Source organism: Catenulispora sp. EB89, from assembly GCF_041261445.1.
In the GTDB taxonomy this organism is placed as follows: domain Bacteria; phylum Actinomycetota; class Actinomycetes; order Streptomycetales; family Catenulisporaceae; genus Catenulispora.
On sequence record NZ_JBGCCU010000006.1, the window covers coordinates 130,964 to 153,928 of the forward strand.

Sequence of the window (22,965 nt, forward strand, 5' to 3'; positions counted from 1 at the left end):
AAGCGTCGGGGCGGTGGGGAGGCAGACCCGCGTGTCGGATCGGGTCGTGGAGGGGCGATCGTTGAAGCTTTTACGCGCCGAGTGTTGACTCCACGAATTTAGCAGACGCTATGCTGGTTCCGAATCGTTACGATGAGATGTCTTCATTGAAGATTGAATACGTCATCGACGCATCGTGTCCGTCGGCGGCTGTTGCGCGATCCGCCCAGTCGCCACCCCATGGGGCCTGCGCCGTAACGCCTTCAATGGACGACCATTCGGCACTACGGAAGGACGGGCACCGGTGAAGCTCTTGATCGCCAATGCGGTCGACAGCGCCCTTTGGCTCGGTCGCGACGCCCGAGACTGGTCTCAGCGTGTTTTCTGGTTCGCCGACGACGGCGACCTGGTCGTGGTCTCGGATACGCCCGACGCCTCCTTCGTGCGACACGTCGCCGCCGTGAAGTTCATCGACAGTGACCGAATCGCCGTCGTGACCTGCCCTCCCGGGCCCCGGGGCAATCGTGTGATCCAGGTGGAATCGCTAACCCACTCCTCATTCATCGCCGACATGTCACCGCACGCCGAGCGGATCACAGAGGTGTTCTCTCTGTTTCCTTCCGCCCTCGTCAGCGAGTGCGCCGCCGTTCTCGGGCTGACCGATCGGACCCCGGGAGCAGCGTTCTTCGCGCAGGGCGGCACAGAGATGGCGAACAGCAAGGCTGTCTTCCGGGCGCTGGCCGCGGCTGCAGACGTCGTCATCGCACCCGGATTCGTGTGCCACACAGAAGCCGACGCAGCCCGCGCCTTGAGCAGCATCACTGAGTCCGGCCACTGCGCGATGGTCAAGCGGGCACACAGCGGCGCCGGATTCGGCAATGAGATGGTCTTGCGGCCCGGTTCAAGCTCGCCGGCGAACATCGGGGCGCGCCACGAGTACCGGCTTTCCGACACACCCGACGCCGTCCGGACCTACTGGCGGAGTCGGTGGTCATGGGCTTCCTCCGAATCCCGGTTCCCAGTGATCGTGGAGGAGCTCCAGAGCGTCCAAACCACGATGTATGTCGAAGTGCAGGTCACCGACGAAGCCTGCGCAATCGTCGGCACAGGCGTCTTGTCATATGAGGAGGGCGGGATCGTCTGCGAGACGCTCGGCAATCCCGGGCTGGCAGATCCTGCTCTGGACCAAGCATCGGGGAGCGCGCTCCGGCTCGCCGAAATCTACCGGTCGATCGGATACCGCGGTCTCCTCTCCCTGGACGGCATCGTCACCGACAGCGGGAAGGTGATGTCCACCGAGGTGAACGCGCGCACCACATCGGGTTCGCATCTGCACCATCTCATTGAGCGTGGCGTGGTGCCGGCGCACACGACCGTGCGCCAACGCCGAGCGGAGCCCGGCTGGGACATCCGTTCAACGGAACATTTCCTCGAAGGTCTGGCAAAGGCAGGTATCACTTTCGACCCGACCATCGGGCTGGGAGTCTTCCTGGTCAGCCCCGTCGCGCCCGTCGTCGGCTCCGATTCGTTTCTCTACTGCACAGTCTCTTCCGGCAGTGACGCAGACTACGTGTCAACCCTTAACGATCTTTTTCTTCCGCGCGTTTAGCCCGCTCGTCATAGAGGCAAACGTCGTCGTCTTTAAAGACGACGACGTTTGCGTATGTGCCTATCACGAACACCGAATCCCTGCCGGAGCGCTACGACCTTCGCTTCGTCCGGTCAAGAGCCAATCACTCTGGACAGACTGTGCCGCATCAATATGACGAGTTCCGATAGTTGCGGCTCCTCCAGTACAGTCTCGTGTTCCCCGCGCAGCATCGATTGCTCTACGTTTACCACCCGCCCCCAACCGAGCGTGGGATCCGCGGTCACTTCGATACTCGAGTCCGTCGCGAACACACTGATCCGGCCGTCGAACGCGGTGGGTTGGTGCCGGTGGTACGCGTGCAGGTTGTCTCGCGCGACCACAAACATCCGGGCCCGGCGCTCGACATCAGGCCCGCGCGAAAGCAAGCGGTGCTCGACAAGCCATTGTGCGGTTCTCTCGATGCGCTCGGACAGCGCACCCTGCTCGTAGCCCTCCGGGACGGGAGGCACGCTATCCGTGGTCGTCGCGACGCCCAGCGATTTAAGGATCTCGGAGTCGCCAAAGGCGATCTGCTCCCGATCGGTGGCGAAGTCGTCGCCGGGCCGTGGCGGCGCCGCGTCGATCACCCCTGTCCAGGCGACTTCGTCGCCCCTTGCCAGGAGCCGCTCAGCCATCTCGACCGCGATCGTGCCGCCGATAGACCAGCCGCCGATCAGATACGGGCCCTGAGGCTGGATTCTTGTGGCCTCCGCGAGGTATCGCTCGGCGAGGTCGCCGATGCTCGGCACGCCCACCTGGTTCTCCACAAGCGACGGCGGCTGGAGTCCGTAGAGCGTCGCCGGCAACCGTCCGACAAGGCTCCGATAACCCAGGACGCTACCGCCGAGCGGATGCACCAGGAAGATGTTGCGGTCGCCCTCACCCCCGAGCGGAACCAGGACCTGTTCGGCTGCCGCACCGTCACCGTCCATGGCATCCGCCAGGTGCTCGATCGTGCCGGTATCGAGGATCGCACTGAGCGACACGGGCCGCTTGAGACTCCGCTCCATCAGCTCGACCACCCGCAGGGCCAGCAGGGAATCTCCGCCGAGCTCGAAGAAGTCGTCGAAGACCCCGATCGCGTCCAGTCCCAAGACATCGGCCCAAATGGCGGCGATCACGGATTCGGTCTCAGTGCGCGGCGCCACCGCCACCGTCTTGAGGTCGGGACGGGGATACCGAGGCATCGCCGTCCGTTCGTCCTCCTTCTCATCATGGTCTCGCGCACCACCGAGATCACGATCGACCCATGCCGCGAGCCGTGCGCTCAGATCGCTCTTGGAGACCACCGCGCGTGCCGGAAAACCATCGACCAGGATGCGTTCGAACAGCTCAGCTGCTTCGACCGAGGTCAACGGCACCGCAAGGTCGGCAGCCGGCCCCACGCCGGCCGCGTCAGCGGTGCCCCACGCGTCCCAGTCGATCGCGATCCACGGCACGTCGCGTCGGCGGCGCAGCGACTCCACAAAAGCATCGATGTATGCGTTCCCCGCGGCATAGGCGCCGTAGCCCAGGCCGCCGAGGACTGCGGACAACGAACCGCTCAACACGCAAAAGTCGAGACCCCGGTCTGCGAAGACGGCCTCGAGCGCGGCCGCCGCATCGACCTTCGACCGGAAATTGCGCTCGCAGACCTCGGCATCGAGGTCTGCGAGCAACGCGGCGTAGCCCTCTGCCACCACCCCAGAGGCGTTCACCACTCCGCTCACAGCTCCGAACAGCCGCTCGGTCTCCTCAACGACCCGCTGCACGTCGGCACGATCGCCCACATCGCCCTGGACGAAATGAACGACCGCGCCGAGTTCCTCCAACGAGCTGATGAACGCGTGGTCCGTGTCCGCCGCGAGAGGCGATCGGCGGACCAGGACCAAGCGGGCACTGAACCGTTCGGCCAAGAACCGCGCGAGACCGCGCCCAACTGTCCCTGTGCCGCCGAAGAGAATGTAGACGCCCCGCTCTCTCAGCAACGACGGCGCGGCGCCAGTCTGGAGCGGCTCGTAGCCCCGAGTCCAACGGTCCGCGTCGCGCAATGCGACCAGCACATCCGAGGACTGGCTGCGGATCTCCGCGACGGCACGTCGAGCCACGGCCCAGCTCGGCCCGCCGCCGGTCGCCACATCGACGACACGTGAGGTGATCCGTCCCAATTCCTGGTTCATGACGTGGACGAGTGCCGCGCTCATGGCTGCTTCCGGGTCGAGGCCTGTTTCGCCGGCCACCGCCTGTCCGCCATCAGTTACGACCACGAGAGATTCAACCTCCGTGGCCCGTCCCGACGCCAACACCCGCGCCAGCGCGACCAAGCTGCGATATCCGGCCGACTCTCCGCTGCCGGGCCCGACGCAGTGCACCACCGAAGACGGCACTGACGACTCACGGCGCAACGTCTCGAAGAGCTCCGTCATACCGGTCAGGTCGGACAGATCCGCGAAACAGCCGGCTGATGCGGCGGCCGCCCCGGGCCCGGCGAGCACGACGTCCGCCCCTGCGGACCGAAGCTCGGCTACTAGATCGCCGGCCAGCGGGGAGCTGTCGCAGACAACCAGGTACCGGCTGTCTCGAGTCTTCGGCGAAGCGCTCGCCCTCCGCCATGAAGGCAGATACAAGGCATCTGAGAGCTCACGACGAACAGGCACGCTCACCGTCGGGCTCTCGGGCATCCTGGCCGGTTCGACGTAGTAACGACGTTTGTCGAATGCGTATGTCGGCAGGGAGACACGACACCGTCGAGTTCCGGCGTGCAGGTCCTGCCAGTTCACATCCGCGCCTGCGGCCCACGCATCGGCGATTCTCCGGAGCCAAGCAGCCCGTTCATCGCCGTCCGACTTTCCGTGGCGCGGCCCGTCGGCGAACCCCGCCCTGGGGTGGACGACACCGTCTGTCCTGTCGGCAACGCCCCGGATGACTCTGTTGTCGTCTCGGGCTCTGAGCGCATGCACGAGATCCGGGAGATCGCGCGCCACGACCGCCAGCCGGCAGGGCATCGCACGGCGTCCGACCTGCAGTGTGAAGCCGACGTCGGCCAAGTTCATCTGGGCATGGGACGCGAGATGGTCGGCGAGGTTCGAAGCGGACCTCTCCAGGGCGGCCGGAGTAGCTGCAGAGAGCACGATGAGCTGCCATTCAGCCGCGGGGTCGCCCTCTCGCGGAGCCGGCGGCTGGTCGACGACCACGTGGGCGTTCGTTCCTCCGATGCCGAACGCGCTCACCCCGGCGCGCCGCACCGGGAAGCTCTCAGGCCATGGCCGGAGCTGTGCATTCACGAAGAACGGCGACGACGCGAACCCTATGCCAGGGTTCGGAGACCGGAAGTGCAGGCTCGGGGGAATCAGGCCGCGCTGTACCGAGAGCACCGCCTTGATCAGGCCAGCGATGCCGGCTGCGGCGTCGAGGTGCCCGATGGCTGTCTTGACCGAGCCCAGCGCGCACCAGGGCTCGTCGTCCACGGCCGGTCCGAAAGCCTTGACCAGCGCGGCGACCTCAATGGGATCGCCGAGCGCCGTACCCGTGCCGTGCGCCTCGAGGCAGCCGACGGTGCGCGGGTCGATCTTACCGGCTTCATACGCGGTACGCAGCACTCGTTCTTGACCCGAAAGGCTCGGAGCCGTATAGCCGACCTTGTCCGAACCATCGTTGTTGGTCGCACAAGCGCTGATCACGGCGTGAACGGTGTCGCCCGCAGCCAGGGCGGCCGCCAGTGGACGAAGCACGACGAAGCCGGATCCCATTCCCGGACCGGGCCCTTTCGCGTCCGCGTCGAAGGCGCGACACCGCCCGTCGGGCGACAAAGTGCCGCCGTCGACGTAGCGGTATCCGGTCGGCCGCGCGGCCACGTTGGTACCGCCCGCCAAGGCGAGGTCGCATTCGCCCAGGCTCAGGGCCTGGACGGCCGCGTTCACCGATACCAGCGAGGTCGAACACGCGGTTTGAATCGTCAGAGCCGGGCCGCGAAGGTTGAGCCGGTAGGCCGTCCGGGTCGCCGTATGATCCTTCTCCACCGCGATCAGGGCCTGAAGATGGGTCAAGTTGAGTTCGGCGCTGTTGGCCGCGACATTCTCCCATCCGTACAGGTTGAGGCCGATCCCGCCGAAGACGCCGACGCGGCCGGAATACTGGTCAGGGTCATAGCCGGCGTCCTGGAGAGCGTCGTGAGCGGTTTCGAGGAAGACCCTTTGCTGTGGATCGATGAGCTCGGTCTCGCGGCCTGCGAGGCCGAAGTACGCCGCGTCGAACATGTCGACGCCGTCGACCACCCCGACCCGTCTTACATATGACGGATCCGCCATTTCTTCGACGCCCACGCCGGCTGCGAGCAGCTCCTCGTCGGAGAGGACCCGCGTGGCGTCAACGCCCTCGACCAAGTTCCGCCAGTACTGGTCATAGCCGTCGGCTTCTGGAAATCTGCACGCCATGCCGATGATCGCCATCGGTTCAAAGCCGCCCGCACCGCCCTTTCGCCGGCCGGCCGACGGTGCCGGGTCCTCGTCTTCAGCCCCGACGTGGGCCATCGGATGTTCAACGACCATGGCGGGGTCCTCGCCCGCGGACAAAAAGCGGGCAAGCGATTCGACAGTCGGATTGGCGAACAGATCGAGGAGTTCCAGACGACGGCCGAGCCGCTCGGCGATCGCGGCCTGGACCCGGACCAGACCGAGCGAATGACCACCCAGGTCGAAGAAGTTCGCATCACGCGCGATCCGGTCCAGGCCCAGCACTTCTCGCCAGATGTCGGCGACGGCTGATTCGTCGGGCCGTCCGAGGAGACCCGTTGCCGATCCGGCCGTCGCCGAACCCGCTGTTCCGGCCGTCGCCGAACGGCCGGCCATGGCCGAGGCCAACCGGCCCCGCGTCGTCCACAAGGCCCGGTCGCCGGTCGGCACCAGCTCTACAGGACGCCCGTCGACGGTGATGGCGACGCGATGCCCGTCATCGATCGACGGCGTCGCGGCCAGATAGACCTGACCAGGCTGGCCCGGAACCACCGGTTCACAACAGCTGTCCAGCAGGAAGACTCCAGAGCGCAGGAACGGTTCGAGGCCGGCGTGCGCCAATGAGTCGCCTTCCAAGACAGCCCCGGCACAAGGGACGCCCCAGGGTGCGTAGAGGACCAACGCCTTGTCTCGTCCTTGCCGCGACAATGGTTTCTCAAGCGTTGTCAGAATCCGGCAAGACACAGTAGTGCCCGGGTACCGGTGGTCCTGCCCGTCATCGCCTGTGGTCACCGCCAAAGTCACGCCGGACGGAGTCTGCCGGCTCGCCACGGGATCGGCAGACGGGATCAGGACGCTGCCTCCCCAACAGAGAGGAAGGAGAATCGACCATCCGACGGCCACGGGGTCCTCCGTGAACGGCGTCACCATGGCCAGTTCGTTCGAGCTCAGGACTCCGCGCGCCCAGTACACGGCGTCCGCAGCCGCGGCAGCGGTCACCGCGTACCCGGTCCTCTGCGAGCCTGCGGGCTCGGGGGTGCCGTCGACCGGCAGCGCGGTGATCCGGACATCGTCGCCCTCTGGCGTGACCACGAACCGGATATCGCGCGGGACTTCGCCGTCGTCGACCACGGCCAGAGCGCCACCGGCGATCAGGGGCGCCAGAACCGCAGGGGCCGCCAGTCTCCCGGTTGAGGCGAGGCTGACCGCCACCGGCTCATCGGCTCGGAGCCCGGACCCCAGGAGCGCGTCAGCGATCTTGTGGGCTTCGGATCTGAGTTCCTGATAAGTCAGACGGCCGTCATCGCTCACGACGGCCGGCGCGTTGGGCAGCCTGTCGGCTTGGACATCGACAAGCTGGCCCACAGTCATGGCCTGGCTATCGCCAAGCACGTTCCTGGCACCCAACCCGAGTGCCGCCTGCCGCTCCTGGAGACTGGCCAATCTCAGTTCCGACAAGCGAACGCCGGGCTGACCCGCCACGGCCTCGAAGATCCGTGTCAACTGACGGCCCGCGCGGCGAACGGTTTCGGCCGTGAAAGCACTGGTCAGGTACTCGAACGTACAGGCCAGAGCGCCGCCGGACTCCACCACGTCAAGCATCAGATCCACTTTGGCGGTTCCGTTGAACCTCGGTTCGAACGAACCGGTCAGGCCTGCGAAGTCCACGTCCTCCGCGGGGGCGTTCTGCAGCACGAGCATCGTCTGGAAGAGCGGGGTACGGCTCAGGTCACGAGCGACGTCGAGAGCTGCTACCACACGCTCGAAGGGAACCTCCTGCAGCTCGAAGGCTTCCAGTGAGGTCGTCCGCACCCGCTTGAGGACATCAAGATACGAGGGGTCTCCTGACAGATCGGTCCGCAGAGCGACGGTATTGAGGAAGCACCCGATGATCGGTTCCAGCTCCGGCCGGGTACGGCCCGCCACCGAGGTGCCCACGACGACGTCCTCCTGGCCCTGAAGCCGGGCCAGTAACATGGTGAACGCCGCGAGGATCATCATGAACATCGTGGCGTGTTCCTCAGCGGCCACGACACGCAGCTTGTCCATGACATCGGCGGGGATCTCGAAGGTGTGCCGACCGCCGGCGAAGTTGTGTGCGGCCTGGTTCGGCATATCGCGCGGGATTTCGTTCCGGGTGACTCCGGCCAGCTTGGCACGCCAATATTCGAGTTCTGCTTCGAATGTGGCGGTGTCGCAATACTCGCGCTGCCAGACCGAATAGTCGGGGTACTGAATCGCGATCGGGGCCAGGTGGACGGGCGAACCTTCCACCTGTGCGCTATAAAGGCTGGTAAACTCGCGAAGGAAGATGTCGAGCGACCAGCCGTCGCAGATGATGTGGTGCACCGACACGGCCAGTACGTGCTCCCGGTCTCCGAGCCTGATGAGCGTCGCTCGAATGAGTCGGTCCGCTTCCAGGTCGAAGTGTTCTTTGCTGTCGGCTTCGAGCTGCGCGGACAGCTCGTGCGCCCGTCGGTCGGCCGGCATCGGCCCCAAATCGACCTCGGACAAAGTCAGGGGCAAGTTCTCTTCGACCATCTGCACAGGACGGCCGTCGATGACCGGAAAGCTGGTCCGCAGCGCGTCATGCCGTTCGACCACCGTGTCGAGGGCTGTGCGCAGCGCGGACGTATCCACCGGCCCGTTCAGCCGCAAGGCCATCGAGATGTTGAAGGTGGGCGCGGTCCGGTCTAGCTGCTGGATAAGCCAGAACCGCTCTTGTGCGAACGAAAGCGGAAACGCGCATGCGCTCATCGTGACTCTCCCATGTCGCCGGCGCCGATGCGGAAACGGCTGCGGTCCACCCGGGTCAACGGCACGCCCTCTTCGACGGCGGCGGACTGTACCTCGATCCTTTCGGCGAGACCGGCGACTGTGGGGTGGCGAAGGAACGTCCCCAACGGTATGGAGACCGACAGCGACCGGACCATACGAGCCACGATCCTGGTGGCCACCAGGGAGTGACCCCCGAGCTCGAAGAAGTCGTCGAAGACCCCGACGCGGTCCAAGCCCAGTGTCTCCGCCCACAGCCCGGCTATCGTCTCTTCGGTCGCGTTCCGCGGAGCTACGTAGGCCGTCTGTAGCAAAGGCCTGTTATGCATTCGCCCCTGAGGAGTCGCTTCCGACTCTGCTCGGCGGGGTGTCTTGGTGACCCACTGGTCGAGCCGATCGCGCAGGGGACCCGTCGAATTCACCAGTCTGGGGGGGAATCCGCTGGCGAGCACCCGGTCGAATGCCAAGGCGCCTTCGGCGGGGCTGAGTACATATTCCGACAGCGACTGCCCGCGGAGTCCGTTGGGCAACGGCCCGCCGGAATCCCATGCCTCCCAGGCCACTGCCGTCCATGGCGTGGCCCCGAATCGGGTCGCCTGAGTCGCGAACAAGTCCACGTAGCCGTTGGCGGCGGCATAGGGCCCGTGGCCGATTCCCCCCAACACCGAGGCCAACGATGACGACACGACGCAGAAGTCCAAGCGGCGGTCCCCCAAGGCCTCCCGCAGTGATCGCATGACCGCGGCCTTGGGCTTGAAGTGCGCTTCCACGAGGTCGGCGGAGACATCCTCGATTCCCGCGAACGCCTCCGGCGCGGTCAGCCCCGCGACGTGGACCACCCCGTGGAGTGCGCCGAAGCGTCGAACCGCACCGTCCAGCGCGGTGCGCAGCTCGGCCGGGTCCGCCGCATCAGCCGCAAAGATCGCGACTTCCGCACCAAGCGTCTCCAGTTCCGCCACGACCGCGGCGACCTCGGCGGTACCCGGAGCACGCTGGATGACCGCCAACCGGACCCCCGACGTCCGAGCGAGGCGGCGCGCGACATTCGAACCGACGAATCCTAGCCCGCCCACCAGGGCGTAGACGCCACCCGATCGCAGGACTGGTTTCCGTTCCTGCGATATCCGGACCTGTTCATAGTCCGCCACGAGACGTTCTGCGCCACGATAGGCGACAACGGGTTCGTCCGGCGCCGTCGCGATTTCTCCGGCGATGGTCTCGGCGAGCCTGTCGGGATCCCCCTCGTGGGCGAGATCGATCACCCGGCAGGTCACTCCGGGCAAGTCCTGCGAAACCACCCGGGCCAGCGCGGCGACCGCGGAATTCCCCGGCCTTAGCAGAGGTTCGCCTGCCACCGCTTGGCCGTAGGCGGTGATCACACAGATATCAGTGCCGGCGCCCGCTCGCCTGGACGACACCGCCTGCCCGAGTGCGAACAGCGAGCGCAACGCGGTCAATTCGTCGGAGTCGGCCGGAGAGCTCGCCCCGACGCAATGCACGATCCGGTCCGGCATGCCACCCGGGTCGTCGCAGACCAGCCCGAGCAGGCGTTCGAGGTCGTCGCGGTCGGTGAGCGCCACTCGGTGGTGAACACTTGACCCGACAGGATGGTGATCGCCGTCGGTGGCAGTGATGACGCGGGCGCCCCCGCTGCTGAACCGCGCGGCGAGACGCTCGGAGAACTGGTGCCCGTGCCCCAAGATCAGCACGCTTTCCGGCGCTTCCGATGGCGGGACCGCGGTACGGCGCCACGATGGGAGGTAGAACCATTCGGCGACGTCCGTCGCACGGCCCGAACCGGATGAGCACCGGTCCACAGCTGTCGGCTCGACCCAATACCGCTCACGTTCGAAGGGATAAGTGGGCAGCGGGACACGGTGCGGCGCTGCATCCGCGCGCCGATCATGGAAGCCCTGCCAATCCACCTCGACGCCAGCGACCCACAGCCGACCCAGCGCGGTGGTGAAATGCTCGTGGTCGTCAGCCTGATCCGTCAGGGCGGCCGACGACGACGGCAGCGTTGACAGCACCACGCCCGTCGGGGCATCGCCGCGGCCGGGATGCTGCTGGACCAAGCTGCCGAGGGCTTTGCCGGGCCCGACCTCCAAAAACACCGGATGCGGCAGCCGCCACAGTTCGGCGAGGTTGTCCGCGAAACGCACTGTGCTGTGCAAGTGTGTGGCCCAGTATTCGGGGCTCTTGGCCTCGGGCTCGGTGAGCCACGTTCCAGTGACGTTCGACAGTATGGGTATCCGGGGTGCGGCGAGTTCGAACCGGCGCACGACGCCGGTCAGATCAGCGGCGATCGGGCGCATCATGGGCGAGTGGAACGCGTGCTCGGTGCGCAGCCGACGGGTCGCGACGCCTTGCTCTGTGAAGGCCGCCTCAGCTGCGGCCACCGCCTCCGCCGGACCGGCGATCACCGTGAGGTAGCGACCGTCTTCGGCGGCGATGGAGACGTCGGAAGAGAGTGTTTTCGTCACGGAGTCGGCGTCCAGCAGAACAGCGCTCATGGCACCGGGCGGCAAGTCCTCGATGGCCGAGGCCCGGCGAGCCACCAGCTCCAGAACGTCTTCCACTGTGAACACGCCAGACAGGCAGGCCGCCACATACTCGCCGATGCTGTATCCGACCATCGCGGTCGGCTCCACCCCCGCGGCGAGCAGAAGACAGCCCAGCGCGTACTCGGCCATGAACACCAGTGGCTGTGCCACAGCAGTCCGGTCCATTTCCGGGTTCGCTTCTCCGGAGACGGCAGCCGGTCTGAATCCTCCCTTGTCATGGTCCGTACTGTCGATGCGCGCTCTTTCTAAGAGAAGAGGGCGCAGATCCCTGCCCAGATGGCCGGCCAAGATTTGTGAGCATTCATCAATCACCGCACGAAATACGGGCTCGCGCTGGTAGAGCTTCGCCGTCATACCTGGATAGTGGTCGCCCACGCCCGAGAACATGAACACTGTCGACCGAGCTCCCGAGGGGACCGTGCCGTCGAAAAGGTCGGCGGTTCCCGAGTCGAGCGCCGAGGCGGCAAATTCCGGATCCCGGGCTATCACCGCACGTCGATGTGCGAACCGCAATCGGCCAACCTGGAGAGTCCAGGCCACATCGGACAACTTGAGCCGCGGATCCGACCGCAACCGCGCGGCCAGTTCCCGCGACGACTGTCGCAAAGCCGCCTCCGATCGAGCTGACAGCACGATCGCCTGCGGATCGGCCTCACGTCCCGATCCGGTGGCCTCGCCGCGCTGCTCCAAAGCCGGTGGCTGTTCCACGATGACATGGGCATTCGTCCCTCCCAGCCCGAATGAGCTGACGCCGGCGCGGCGCGGACCGTCGACGGGCCACTCCCGCAAGACGGTGTTGACGAAGAAAGGGGTCGAGGCGAACTCGATGGACGGGTTCGGCCGGACGAAATTCAGGCTCGGCGGCACCAGGCCCGCCGCCACCGACAGCACCGTCTTGATCAAGCCTATGACCCCGGCGGCGGCGTCGAGGTGGCCGATGGCGGTCTTGACCGAGCCCAAAGCGCACCACTGGCCCGATCCGCCGCCGAAAGCCTCGGTGAGAGCCGTGACTTCAACAGGGTCCCCCAACGGGGTCGCAGCACCGTGCGCCTCGACGTAACCGATGGTTTCCGGGGCAACCTCCGCCACCGCCAACGCCTCTGCGATCACCCGGGCTTGGCCTGACACACTCGGAGCGGTGAACCCCACCCGGTCGGCACCGTCGTTGTTGACCGCCGAGCCCAGGATCACCCCCCGGATCGTGTCGCCTTCGGCCAGCGCGTCTTCCAGCCTCCGCAGCACCACCGCGCCGACGCCGCTCCCCGGCACCGTCCCGGTCGCGTCGGCGTCGAAGGCACGACAATGGCCGTCGGAGGATGCCACGCCGGTACCGCTGTCGAGATAGCCCTCGCCGGCGCCCCGCAGAGAGACCCCGCCTGCGAGCGCCATGTCACACTCACCGGAGAGAATCGACTGGCAGGCCAAGTGCACGGCCACCAGTGAGCTGGAGCAGGCGCTTTGCACGGTGATGGCCGGCCCGCGCAGGTCGAGCTTGTAGGCGACACGGGTGGCCAGGTGATCCTTGTCCAGCGAGATCATCAGCTCCAACGGGCTGACGTCATCGAGCTCAGCCAGGTTCGGAGCTATGTTGTTGAGGAGATACGAACTCAGACCCACCGCGCCGAAGACACCCACGTATGTGTCAGGATCAGTCGCGCCGTGGCCGGCGTCCTGCAACGCCTGGGCAGCACATTCAAGAAACAGCCGCTGCTGGGGATCGAGCATTTCGGCTTCCCTCGAGTGGTAGCCGAAATAGCCCGCGTCGAACCGGTCGAGATCCGGTAGGACACCCGCGCGCCGCACATAGCGAGGATCAGCCATCTCCGCCTCGGTCACACCGCTGGCGCGCAGGTCCTCCTCCGTCAAGTCGCGGATGCACTCCCGTCCTTCCGCGAGATTCGACCAGAAGGCCTCCGGATGCGCGGCGCCCGGGACACGGCAAGCCATGCCGATCACGGCGACTGCGTTCTTGACATCACTTCTGCGCATCATCGTGTCCTTCATCGCAAGGCTCGAAAGGTCGCACCGGGCCGTCGGGACGGCCCCGCCGCTGTCGGGACGCTTTCCGGCGGGCCTCAGCCCTCCGGCGGGCTGTCTGCGTGGCCGTGCTCACGTCCCCACGCACGGCGCCCGCCTGTGCGGCGACGGACGGACGGGCCAGGAGATCGGTGATCGTCAACTCGGCGAAACGCGGATCGTCACGGACGAGCCGAGCATGCAGCCTCAGCAACAGCAAGGAGTCCCCTCCGATGTCGAAGAAGTTCTCCTCGCGGCCGACTGCGTCCGCGCCTAGCACCTCGCACCAGGCCCGGGCGATTTGGCGCTCCGTGTCGTTCGCCATCACGGACTCAGGGCCCGGCACTGTGTGCACCGCCGGCGCGGACAAAGCCCGCCGATCCAGCTTGCCACTGGGCGACAACGGCAAGCGGTCCAGCAGCACCACGACTGACGGCACTGCTTGGGAAGGCAGCCTGGCCGCCATCAGCTCCTTGATTTCCTGCGGAGCCGGGCCGCCTTTCCGACAGACCACGTACCCGATGAGCCGTTCACCGCCATGATGGCCCGCTATCACCGCAGCGGCCGCGTCCCGCACCCCGGGCAAAGCCCGCAAACCGGCTTCCACCTCGCCGAGCTCGATCCGTACGCCGCGGATCTTGACCTGATCGTCGTCTCGTCCGAGGAACTCGACGTCGCCGGACTCGCCTCGACGCACCCTGTCGCCCGTGCGATACATCCGAGCCCCCGGGAACCCCTGAGGATCCGGGACGAACCGCTCAGCGGTGAGGCCGGGGCGGCCGTGATAGCCGCGGGCGAGCTGGATGCCGGACAGGTACAGCTCTCCCGGGCAGCCCAATGGCAGTTCGCGAAGACCACCGTCCAGAACCCGCAGACGCGTGTTGGCGACCGGCGCGCCGATGGTCACGACCGGCCCGTCCGATGGACGGCACTCCCCCTCGGTGACATCGATGGCGGCTTCCGTAGGACCGTATTGATTAAACAACTTCGCCTGCGGCAGTTTCGCGAACACTCGATCGCGCAGCTCAGGAGTGAGCGCCTCGCCACCGCACAGCACCACCTTCAGACTGGGACAACATTCGGGGCCGATCGCGTCCAGGAAGGGGCCCAGCAAAGACGGAACCATCTGTATGACCGTGACGCCTTCGCGTTCGATCAACTCGACCAGGTAGCCGGGGTCCAGATGCCCCCCAGGCCGGGCTATGATGAGCGTCGCTCCTGCCGAGAGCGGCCACAGCACCTCCCGCACCGACACGTCGAATCCGGTGGGTGCTTTGACGAGCACGCGATCGGCTGCCCCCAGTCCATGGGCCTCTTGCATGACGCCTATACGGTTCACGAGACCGGCGTGGGTGTTCACAACGCCTTTGGGCTCCCCGGTCGAACCGCTCGTATACAACAGGTACGCCGCGTGCGCCCCAGTGACCGTCTCGCTGCCGCTGCTCTCGACCACGGAAGCGTCCAGAGCCTCGTGGACGGAGATCGCGGGCACGCCGGCCGGCAGCAATTCCGGAGCGGGACTACCCACGACGACAGCCGGAGTCGCATCATCGAGCATCATGCGTATTCGAGCCGCGGGATAGGAGGGATCGACGCACAAGAAGGCCGCCCCCAGCCTCACGGCAGCCAGCATCGCGCAGACCAGGTCGATTCCGCGATCGAGACAGAGCGCCACGACGCTCTCCGGTCCTACGCCATAGCCGCTCAAATGTGCGGCGAGCCGCGCTGTCCGGGAACCGACCTCGCTGTAGCTGAAACCGACGCCCCCGTCGCGAACCGCCATCGCGTCAGCCCGGGTCCCCATGGCGACGTCGAGCCAGTCGGCCAGCGTACCCTCCGCGGTGAATCGGCCGCCGGTATCATTGATCCGATCGATCAGGGCACGTTCTTCGGCCGGGAGAACCTCTGTCTCCAGCGCGGATCGGTCGGACGCCAAGGCCACAAGCGCCTCACGCCAGCGCTGCGACCAGCGCCCACCGGCGAGGATCCGCCGATCGTAGGTGAATTCGGCTATGAGTTCATCATCGTTCTCGGTGCACGTCAGCATGGCGCCGTAGTGATCGGCTCCCGAAACCGCCGGCTCGGTGGAGTCGCCTCGGACGTGTCCGTAGCCGATCCAGACAGCGCCCGGCTCATTGGGGACCTGGTTCGCGACGGCTGATCGACGGCGAGGCTGTTCGGCCAACACGCGGACGAGCGCGTGGCCGTTCGGCCGGTCCAACAAGCCAGGCGGCACGACCAGCACTTCGTCATCCGACGCCTTGGACGCCGCCTCGGCGGGTATGCGAAGTCCGAAGCCGCCGTCCACCCCGCTGCACCGACCAATCACGACGGCGAGCGCGGCCAGGCAGTGCTGGGCAAGCGTGGAACCTGAACCGGCGACGTTCCCTCGGACCAAGGCCAGATCGGCGTCGGCCACCACGACGGTCTCCGTGGCCCGGCCGGTCTGCGGAGCAAGCGGAGGCGGCATAGGCGCGGGCATTATCGCGTGTGGCGCAGACGGAAACGATGCGAACCCATCCTCCACCAAATCCGTCAAGGCCCTGATGAACCCTCGGCCCAGCCGCGCTGCCTCCCCGGCATCGACATAGCGCTCGTCATGGATGAGTTCGACGGTCATCTCGTCGCCTGCCGGAAACCGGGAGACCGTGACGCACAGTGGCAGCTCGATCGGTTCGACCGCATCTTGGGCGAGCACCGTGACGGCTCCGCCTCCGACGTCGTTCAGGACCCGGAAGTGGACATAGTTGAAGAGCACATCGAAGGGCCGGACCCGGTGGTTCATCCGCTGGATCTCGGCGAGCGGGAACCTTCGGTAGGGCAGGACCTCAATCTCGTGCTCGAACACGGCTCCCAGATACTCCGCGGAACTGTCCGCCGTCATGGGGATCCGGAATGGAATCGTGTTGAGGAATACTCCCAACCCGGACTCGGCACCTCGTCGTTCTGGCCGGCCGTTGACGACCAGGCCGGTGACCGGTTCGGAATATCCGAATTCCCGGGCCAGGAAGAGCATGTGCGCGCCGAGCAACACCGATTTGAACGGAACACGGGCTCCGGTGGCCGCGTCCTGGATCCGGCTGATCAGCCCCGGGGGGACCACCGTGACGTTTCTCGCTTGGAGCGCGGCCTCAGGATTCCGCACCGGCAGAGGACGACCCTGGATTTCCTTCAGCTCCCGACGCCAGAACTCCCGATGCCGGTCGTCCGCGACAGCGGCCTTCTCCAACGCGATGAATTCCGCGAAGAACTCTGGGGGCGCCTGCGTACCGGTCGCGTCCACACCGTCGAGCAGTTCCGCATAGCGTGACAGCCACTGGGCCATCGCCGTCGCCGCGCTCCATCCGTCGAGAATCGCATGGTGAAAGTGAAGGACGATCTTCATGAGATCGTCGGCGAGGCGATAGACCCTGACACGCAGAAGCGGCGGCATCGCCAGATCGATCCTGCGCAACCGCTCTACGTCGATATCCGCCTGCACTTGAGCACGCTGATCGTCGGCCGGGAGATCTCGTAGGTCCCGCGTCAGCCATGGCACCGGCGCCGTCTGCCATACAGTCTGGATCGGCTCCGGATATGCCGAAACGTCGATGGATGTCCGCAACACAGGATGCTCGGCCACGAGCTCGGCGAACGCGGCTCGCAGCAGCAAGTCGTCGCACCGGGCGCGAACGTCGTAGAGCAGGAAGTCCTCGTAGAACTGGTGGTCGGAATCAGCCTGACTCAGAAAGACCATGCCTTCCTGCATCGCCGAAAGCGGATACTCCGCGACGGCTGTCAAAGCCTCTGTATCAGTCCACATGGGCCGCTCCTCCGCTCTCGGGCCCGGCACCGTCGGCAGGTCCGAAGGCCAGTTGACACAATCGGCCGACATTCGCCGCCGGTTCGGCCGCCGCCACAGTGATCAAGCGGAAGTAGGCGTCGAGCAGTACGCGGATGTCGTCGGGTTCGAAGACGTCCAACGCGAATTCGGCGAAACCGTGGAAGTGGCCTCGCGGCTCCTGATACAGAGCGAAGGTCAGATCGAGCTTCGATGTCGCGTTGTTGACACCGACGACGTCGATGTCCAGGCCGTGTGCAACAAGCGCGGCCCCGGGCGAGTTCTCCACCACGAGAGCGATCTGGTAGAGCGGGTTGCGGGCCGAGTCTCGTTCGATCCGCAGCTCTCGGACGACGCGTTCGAACGGTACGTGCGCATGGTTGTAAGCGTCGAGGCAGGTCTCTCGCACGTCGGCGATCAGCTCGCGGAACGAGCGGTTCGGGTCGACCTGGCAACGGAGCGCCAGCGGGTTCACGAACAGCCCGATGATCCGCTCCAGATCCGGCGTGTCCCGGTTGGCAGTCAACGTGCCTATACAGATGTCTCGCTGTCCCGAGGCGCCGTACACCATGGCGTACAATGCCGCCGCGAACACCATGAACGGCGTCGCTCGGCAGTCGGATGCCAACTCCTCGACACCCGCGGTCGCCTCGGCGGAGAGCTCGAAGCTGAGCGCCCGGCCGCGGAACGTCGGAACGGGCGGTCTGGCTTTCGCTGAGCGCAGGGCGACAGCCGGTGTGTCGGCGAGCTGCTCTATCCAATAGCGCATCGAAGCATCCGCCGAGTTCTGGCTTAATTCAGTGTGCTGACGTTCGGCGTAGTCGATATACTGCACGGCTAGCTCCGCGAGCGGGGGCTCTCCTCCCGTTGCGAAGGCCGAGTAGAGCTTGAACAGCTCATCGAGGAACAAGCCAGTGGACCAATGGTCGGAGACGATGTGGTGAAAGCCGAATACCAGCAGGTGGCGGCGCGGTCCCAGAACAACGAGTTGCAGAAGGATCGGAGATCCCGCCTCGATGTCGATCACGGTCTGCGCGGCCAGATCGACCAGCCGATCAGTTTGTGCCGCCGCCTTCTGCTCGGGCAGGCTCGACAAGTCCACGACCGGGATGTCGAAAGGCAGCGTCGGCAGGATTTCCTGATACGGACGCACGCCGGCGTAACGGAATGCCGTCCGCAGCGACCATTGACGGCGGACCAGTTCTCGAGCAGCGGCGTTCAAAGCGGCGAGGTCGAGATCGCCATCCAGACGGCAGGTGTTGAGCATCGTCCACATCGGATTGTGCGGCTGCATCCGTACGTAGAACCAAATCCGTTCCTGTGCTGCGGACAGTGGTCCTGTCGTACCGGAGATCCGCTCGGGCTTCCTCGGCCCGGCCACATCCTGCTCGCGGTCGATTCCGGCATCGACGACACGTGCCAGGTCGCCGAGGACGGGGTGTTCGAGCAGGTCCCGAACAGAGATCTCGACCGAATACAGCGCTCGGAGTCGGGACGCCACTCGGCTCGCGATGAGGGAATGACCGCCCATGGCGAAGAAATCATCGTCCGGCGCCACTTCCTCCACGCCGAGCACGTCCCGCCAGATCTGCGCGATCTCCTGCTCGGTCGCAGTGGTGACGCTCCGGCTGGGCCCCGCCGGTTCGGTCGATCCCGTCGGCACCGGCGGCTCGGCACCGGACGCTGGTACAGCGGACGAGTCCGGACGCAGGTCGATTTCGCGCGCACGTACTCGGCCCAGTGCCCGGACATACTGATCAACCATCGATTCGGTCATCGGCTCCGTCGGCACGAGGACGACCGAGCAATCCGGCAGGCCACCGAGACGGGCGGACAGGTATCGGGACACCGCCGGTGCCCCCTCGCCCTCCACGTGGACCAAGCAGGCGGTACCAGACTCTGATGCCTGCTCGACCACCGCGACAAGGCCATCCGCACGTTCGATCGACTCAGGAAAACCGACTCCCGACGACGCGTTGTGGAAGAACAGCGACACATCGGGATCCGTTATGACGGCGACCTGCGAAGTGTCTCGCGATCGCTGGAGCCACCGGGCCGCCAGGGGACTCTCGCCCACGATGGCGCAGCGCGCCGAACGCGGGACCCAGCCCCCCTCACCCGTTTCCGGAATCGGCACCGGGACCGCTTCCCAACGCAGTCCGCCGCGCAGCGCGACCTCGCACCCCCGCGACTGAGTCCGGCACTCGGTCGCCAGCAGCCGGCCGGCCTGGACGCTCTCGGGATCGTCGCCGACATCAACGGTTAGCAGCGAGACCCGGGATCGGCCTAGGACTTCATGCTGCAAGCGTGCGGCGTCGATGGCCCCGGTATCCGTCACGCGGTCACTGCTCTCCACCCGCGCGGCCCCCCGAACCGCCCCGACCACTCGAATACCGCCCACACCGGAGACGATCGCCGATTCGATCAGGTCCCCGAGTCCGACACCCGCCGGTCCGCGGTCGAGCGCGCGCACATCAGCCACCGTCAGCAGGCCGTCTCCGGCGGCATCGAGCGTCTCGAGCCACTGCGTCGTGTCGGTCAGCCCGCAACCCGCGTTGGCGAGCGTCGCGGTATCGATGCTGGTCACCATGCCGGGACCGGTGTCGGCCGGCTTCGCGAGTTCGGCTGCGACGTCGAGTCCGAGCGGACCCGACGCGACGACCAAGGCGACGCCCGGGCAACGCCGTCCGACAAGCTCGCGCCGGGACCACGACCAGGCACGAATCCCGGCTTCAGCGACCGAGGGCGGTTCCTTTTCCTTTTCCTGGTGCCAGAAACTCCTACTGTCGAAGCGCACAGGGGGCAGCGGAACGCGAGCGCCGGGCCGCGCGCTCACAGACCGCCAGTCCACTGGGCTTCCCTCGACCCACAGGCGAGCAACCCCGCGGTGCAGGGAAGACACCTCTTCGGTACCCGCGGCGAGCGTCGGCACCGCCGGTACGCGCCCGGGCAGACCTCGTATCAAATGGCTGAGAGCGGTGCCGGGGCCGACCTCGACGAAGTGATCCGCTCCGGCCTGGACCGCACAGGACAGTCCCGCCGCGAACAAAACCGGCGCACGCAGGTGCCGGACCCAATAGTCGGGCCGGTCCACAGCGGCTTCGGCCGACCAACCGCCGGTGACGTTGGAAAGGTACGGACGCTCCGGCTCCCGTAGTCGCACCCTTCGCAGCTCATCCGAGAATTCCCTCAGAATCGGCTCCATCGCCGCCGAGTGGAACGCGTGCGAAGTCCGCAGTCGCCGGCTTGACACGCCGTGCGCTGACAAGCGGTCCTCGAGGTCACGCACAGCGTCGAAGGAGCCCGACACCACACACTGACGCGGACCGTTCACGGCCGCCACTTCCACCCCTGGGAGCAAGTACTGTTCCAAGCGGGCAAGCGGCGTGCTGACCGCCGCCATCGCGCCACGGGGCAGGCCGCCGATCAGGCGGCCGCGGGTCGTCACCAACCGCAGAGCGTCGTCGAGATCGAAGACACCGGCCAGACAGGCGGCCACATACTCGCCGATGCTGTGGCCGATCATCGTGACCGGCTGGATGCCCCACGCCTGCAAGGTCTGCGCCGTCGCATATTCAAGCGCGAACAGCGCGGGTTGGACAACCGCCGTGGACTCCAGGTCGGATGCCGCCGACGTCTGTCCACGCATGCCCAGCAGCATTCTCAAGTCGTGACTCAGGTGTGGACGAACCAAGTCCGCGCACATATCGAACTCGCGCCGGAACACCGGCTCGGCCGCGTACAGGTCAGCACCCATGCCGGCGTATTGCGAGCCCTGCCCAGGGAACAAGAAGACGGGATGCGACAGTTGACGGGCCTGCGACACCGAACCCTTGATGTGCTCGTCGCTGCGCCGCAGCGCGGAGACGGCAGACCGCCGATCCGCTGCGACCACCGCTAGGCGCTCAGAAAGCTGCGGCCGTCCGGTCCGAAGAGTCCAGGCCGAATCGGCCAATGACAGCTCGGTGTCGGCCTCCAGCCGATCCGCGAGATCATCGGCCATACGGGCCAGCGCACTCGGGGAACGCGCGGAGAGCACCAACGTCTGGACGCCGGCGAGCTCCGGCTCCGCCCGCCGGGCCCGGTCGGGAGCTTGTTCCACAATCACGTGCGCGTTGGTTCCCCCGATCCCGAACGAACTCACCCCGGCTCGCCGGGGTCCGTCGGGGAGCGGCCAGGATCGCAGCGAGGTATTGACGAAGAACGGACTCGACGCGAAATCTATATCCGGGTTGGGACGACGGAAGTGCAGACTGGGCGGGACCATCCCGTGTTCGACAGACAAAACGACCTTGATGAGCGCGGCTATCCCGGCCGCCGCGTCCAGGTGCCCGATGTTCGTCTTCACCGAGCCCAGCGCGCACCACTGGGTCCGACCACCCGGCGATCCGAACGCTTCCGTCAGCGCCGCCACTTCGATCGGATCGCCCAGGGGTGTGGCCGTGCCATGCGCTTCCACGTAGCCGATCGTCTCCGGCCCCACCTCCGCGACGCTTTGCGCGCTGCGGATGACCCTGGACTGACCCGACGGGCTCGGGGCGGTATAGCCGATCTTGCCCGCCCCGTCGTTGTTCACCGCGGTGCCGCGGATCACGGCCCGCACGGTATCGCCGTCCGCGAGCGCGTCTTCAAGGCGGCGCAGCACGACCACACCGACGCCGTTTCCCGTCACGGTGCCGCTGGCCTCGGCGTCGAAGGTACGGCACCGGCCGTCCAGTGAAGCTATGCCCTCCCCCGGACCATAGCCGACGCGCTGGGGCACCCGGACAGAGACACCTCCGGCGATCGCCATGTCGCAATCGCCGGCGAGAAGCGCCTGACAAGCTTGGTGCACTGCGACGAGCGAACTCGAACAGGCAGTCTGGACGGTGATCGCCGGACCGCGAAGATTGAGTTTATAGGCCACCCGCGTCGCCAGATAGTCCTTCTCGTTGCCGAGCGCGATCGAGAACTCGCCCACCGTCCGGGTCAGCGACGCGTCGTTCAAAAGGTTCAGCGGATATAGCGAGATGCCCGCCGAAGCGAACACTCCGATGAGGCCGTCGAACAACGCCGGCTCGCAACCCGCATCGTGGAAGGCCTGTACCGCAGTCTCGAGGAACAGCCGCTGCTGCGGATCGATGAGCGCGGCCTCGCGCGGACTGTAGTCGAAGTACCCTGCATCGAACAGATCTTCGCCTTCGATGAACGCCCCGCGCCGGACATACCCCGGTTCCAACCGCGCCGGATCAAGACCGGATCCAAGCAGCTCCTCGTCCGTGACGTCGGTGATGGACTCCATCCCAGCGCAGAGGTTGCGCCAGTACTGCGCGACATCCGCCGCGCCGGGGAAGCGCCCGGCCATGCCCACCACGGCCACCGCCAGACCGCCCAAGTCACCACCACCGATACTCACGAGACCACGCTCCAGCCCGATGAAAGCCGAGCCACCGGTGAAGTATTCGATGTCACTACTTGCCCCCTGACCAGGGTAACCGCCTCGCGGGCCACAGACAGTGCCGACTGCGCTGTCCGATTCACCGCGTCATGGAGCATGATGATAGTAGAGAGTCGTTAGAGAGTGCCAGGGAATACTTCATCGAATACGGCGGTGCACCGTGAACCAACACTTCGGACAACAGGGCGCGGCGGACCGCGCAGGTATGGAGACCGACTTCGCCGGCCCGGTGCCGCCGCCGCACGACGTCGGCGCGTACTGGGATCCTTTGCTCCACTCCGGCAGCCCGGCTCGCAACCCTTGCGGTCACGGCG

5 protein-coding genes are annotated in these 22,965 nt (G+C 66.3%); 1 reads left to right on the top strand and 4 read right to left on the bottom strand.

Going from position 1 to position 22,965, the window contains the following annotated elements; translation table 11 throughout:
* Positions 1-283 precede the first annotated feature (283 nt).
* Positions 284-1,588, top strand: a complete 1,305-nt coding sequence (locus tag ABH920_RS15185; protein WP_370349609.1) for a hypothetical protein — start codon at positions 284-286, stop codon at positions 1,586-1,588.
* A 113-nt stretch (positions 1,589-1,701) separates the two neighbouring features.
* Here the strand turns inward: ABH920_RS15185 and ABH920_RS15190 are convergent, their stop codons facing one another.
* Genes ABH920_RS15190 through ABH920_RS15205 form a run of 4 tightly spaced genes read right to left on the bottom strand, consistent with a single transcriptional unit; the run spans position 1,702 to position 22,609 of the window.
* The gene (locus ABH920_RS15190; RefSeq protein WP_370349610.1) at positions 1,702-8,796 is read right to left on the bottom strand and encodes an SDR family NAD(P)-dependent oxidoreductase; all 7,095 of its coding nucleotides are present in this window, start codon (positions 8,794-8,796) and stop codon (positions 1,702-1,704) included.
* A complete protein-coding gene (locus ABH920_RS15195) occupies positions 8,793-13,382 on the bottom strand; it encodes an SDR family NAD(P)-dependent oxidoreductase (RefSeq protein WP_370349611.1) in 4,590 nt (1,529 codons plus the stop codon). Before ABH920_RS15195 ends, ABH920_RS15190 begins: the two co-directional genes overlap by 4 nt.
* Positions 13,354-17,196 (bottom strand): amino acid adenylation domain-containing protein, encoded by a 3,843-nt coding sequence (locus ABH920_RS15200; RefSeq protein WP_370349612.1) that lies wholly within the window; start codon positions 17,194-17,196, stop codon positions 13,354-13,356. Before ABH920_RS15200 ends, ABH920_RS15195 begins: the two co-directional genes overlap by 29 nt.
* Complete coding sequence (locus ABH920_RS15205) at positions 17,186-22,609, bottom strand: condensation domain-containing protein (protein WP_370349613.1); 5,424 nt, start codon at positions 22,607-22,609, stop codon at positions 17,186-17,188. Before ABH920_RS15205 ends, ABH920_RS15200 begins: the two co-directional genes overlap by 11 nt.
* Between the last annotated feature and the right edge of the window lie 356 nt (positions 22,610-22,965).

Bases quoted from the DNA above. Each gene is read 5' to 3' on its own strand.
- ABH920_RS15190 (WP_370349610.1), bottom strand. From the start codon at position 8,796: ATGAGCGCATGCGCGTTTCCGCTTTCGTTCGCACAAGAGCGGTTCTGG.
- ABH920_RS15195 (WP_370349611.1), bottom strand. From the start codon at position 13,382: ATGAAGGACACGATGATGCGCAGAAGTGATGTCAAGAACGCAGTCGCC.
- ABH920_RS15200 (WP_370349612.1), bottom strand. From the start codon at position 17,196: ATGTGGACTGATACAGAGGCTTTGACAGCCGTCGCGGAGTATCCGCTT.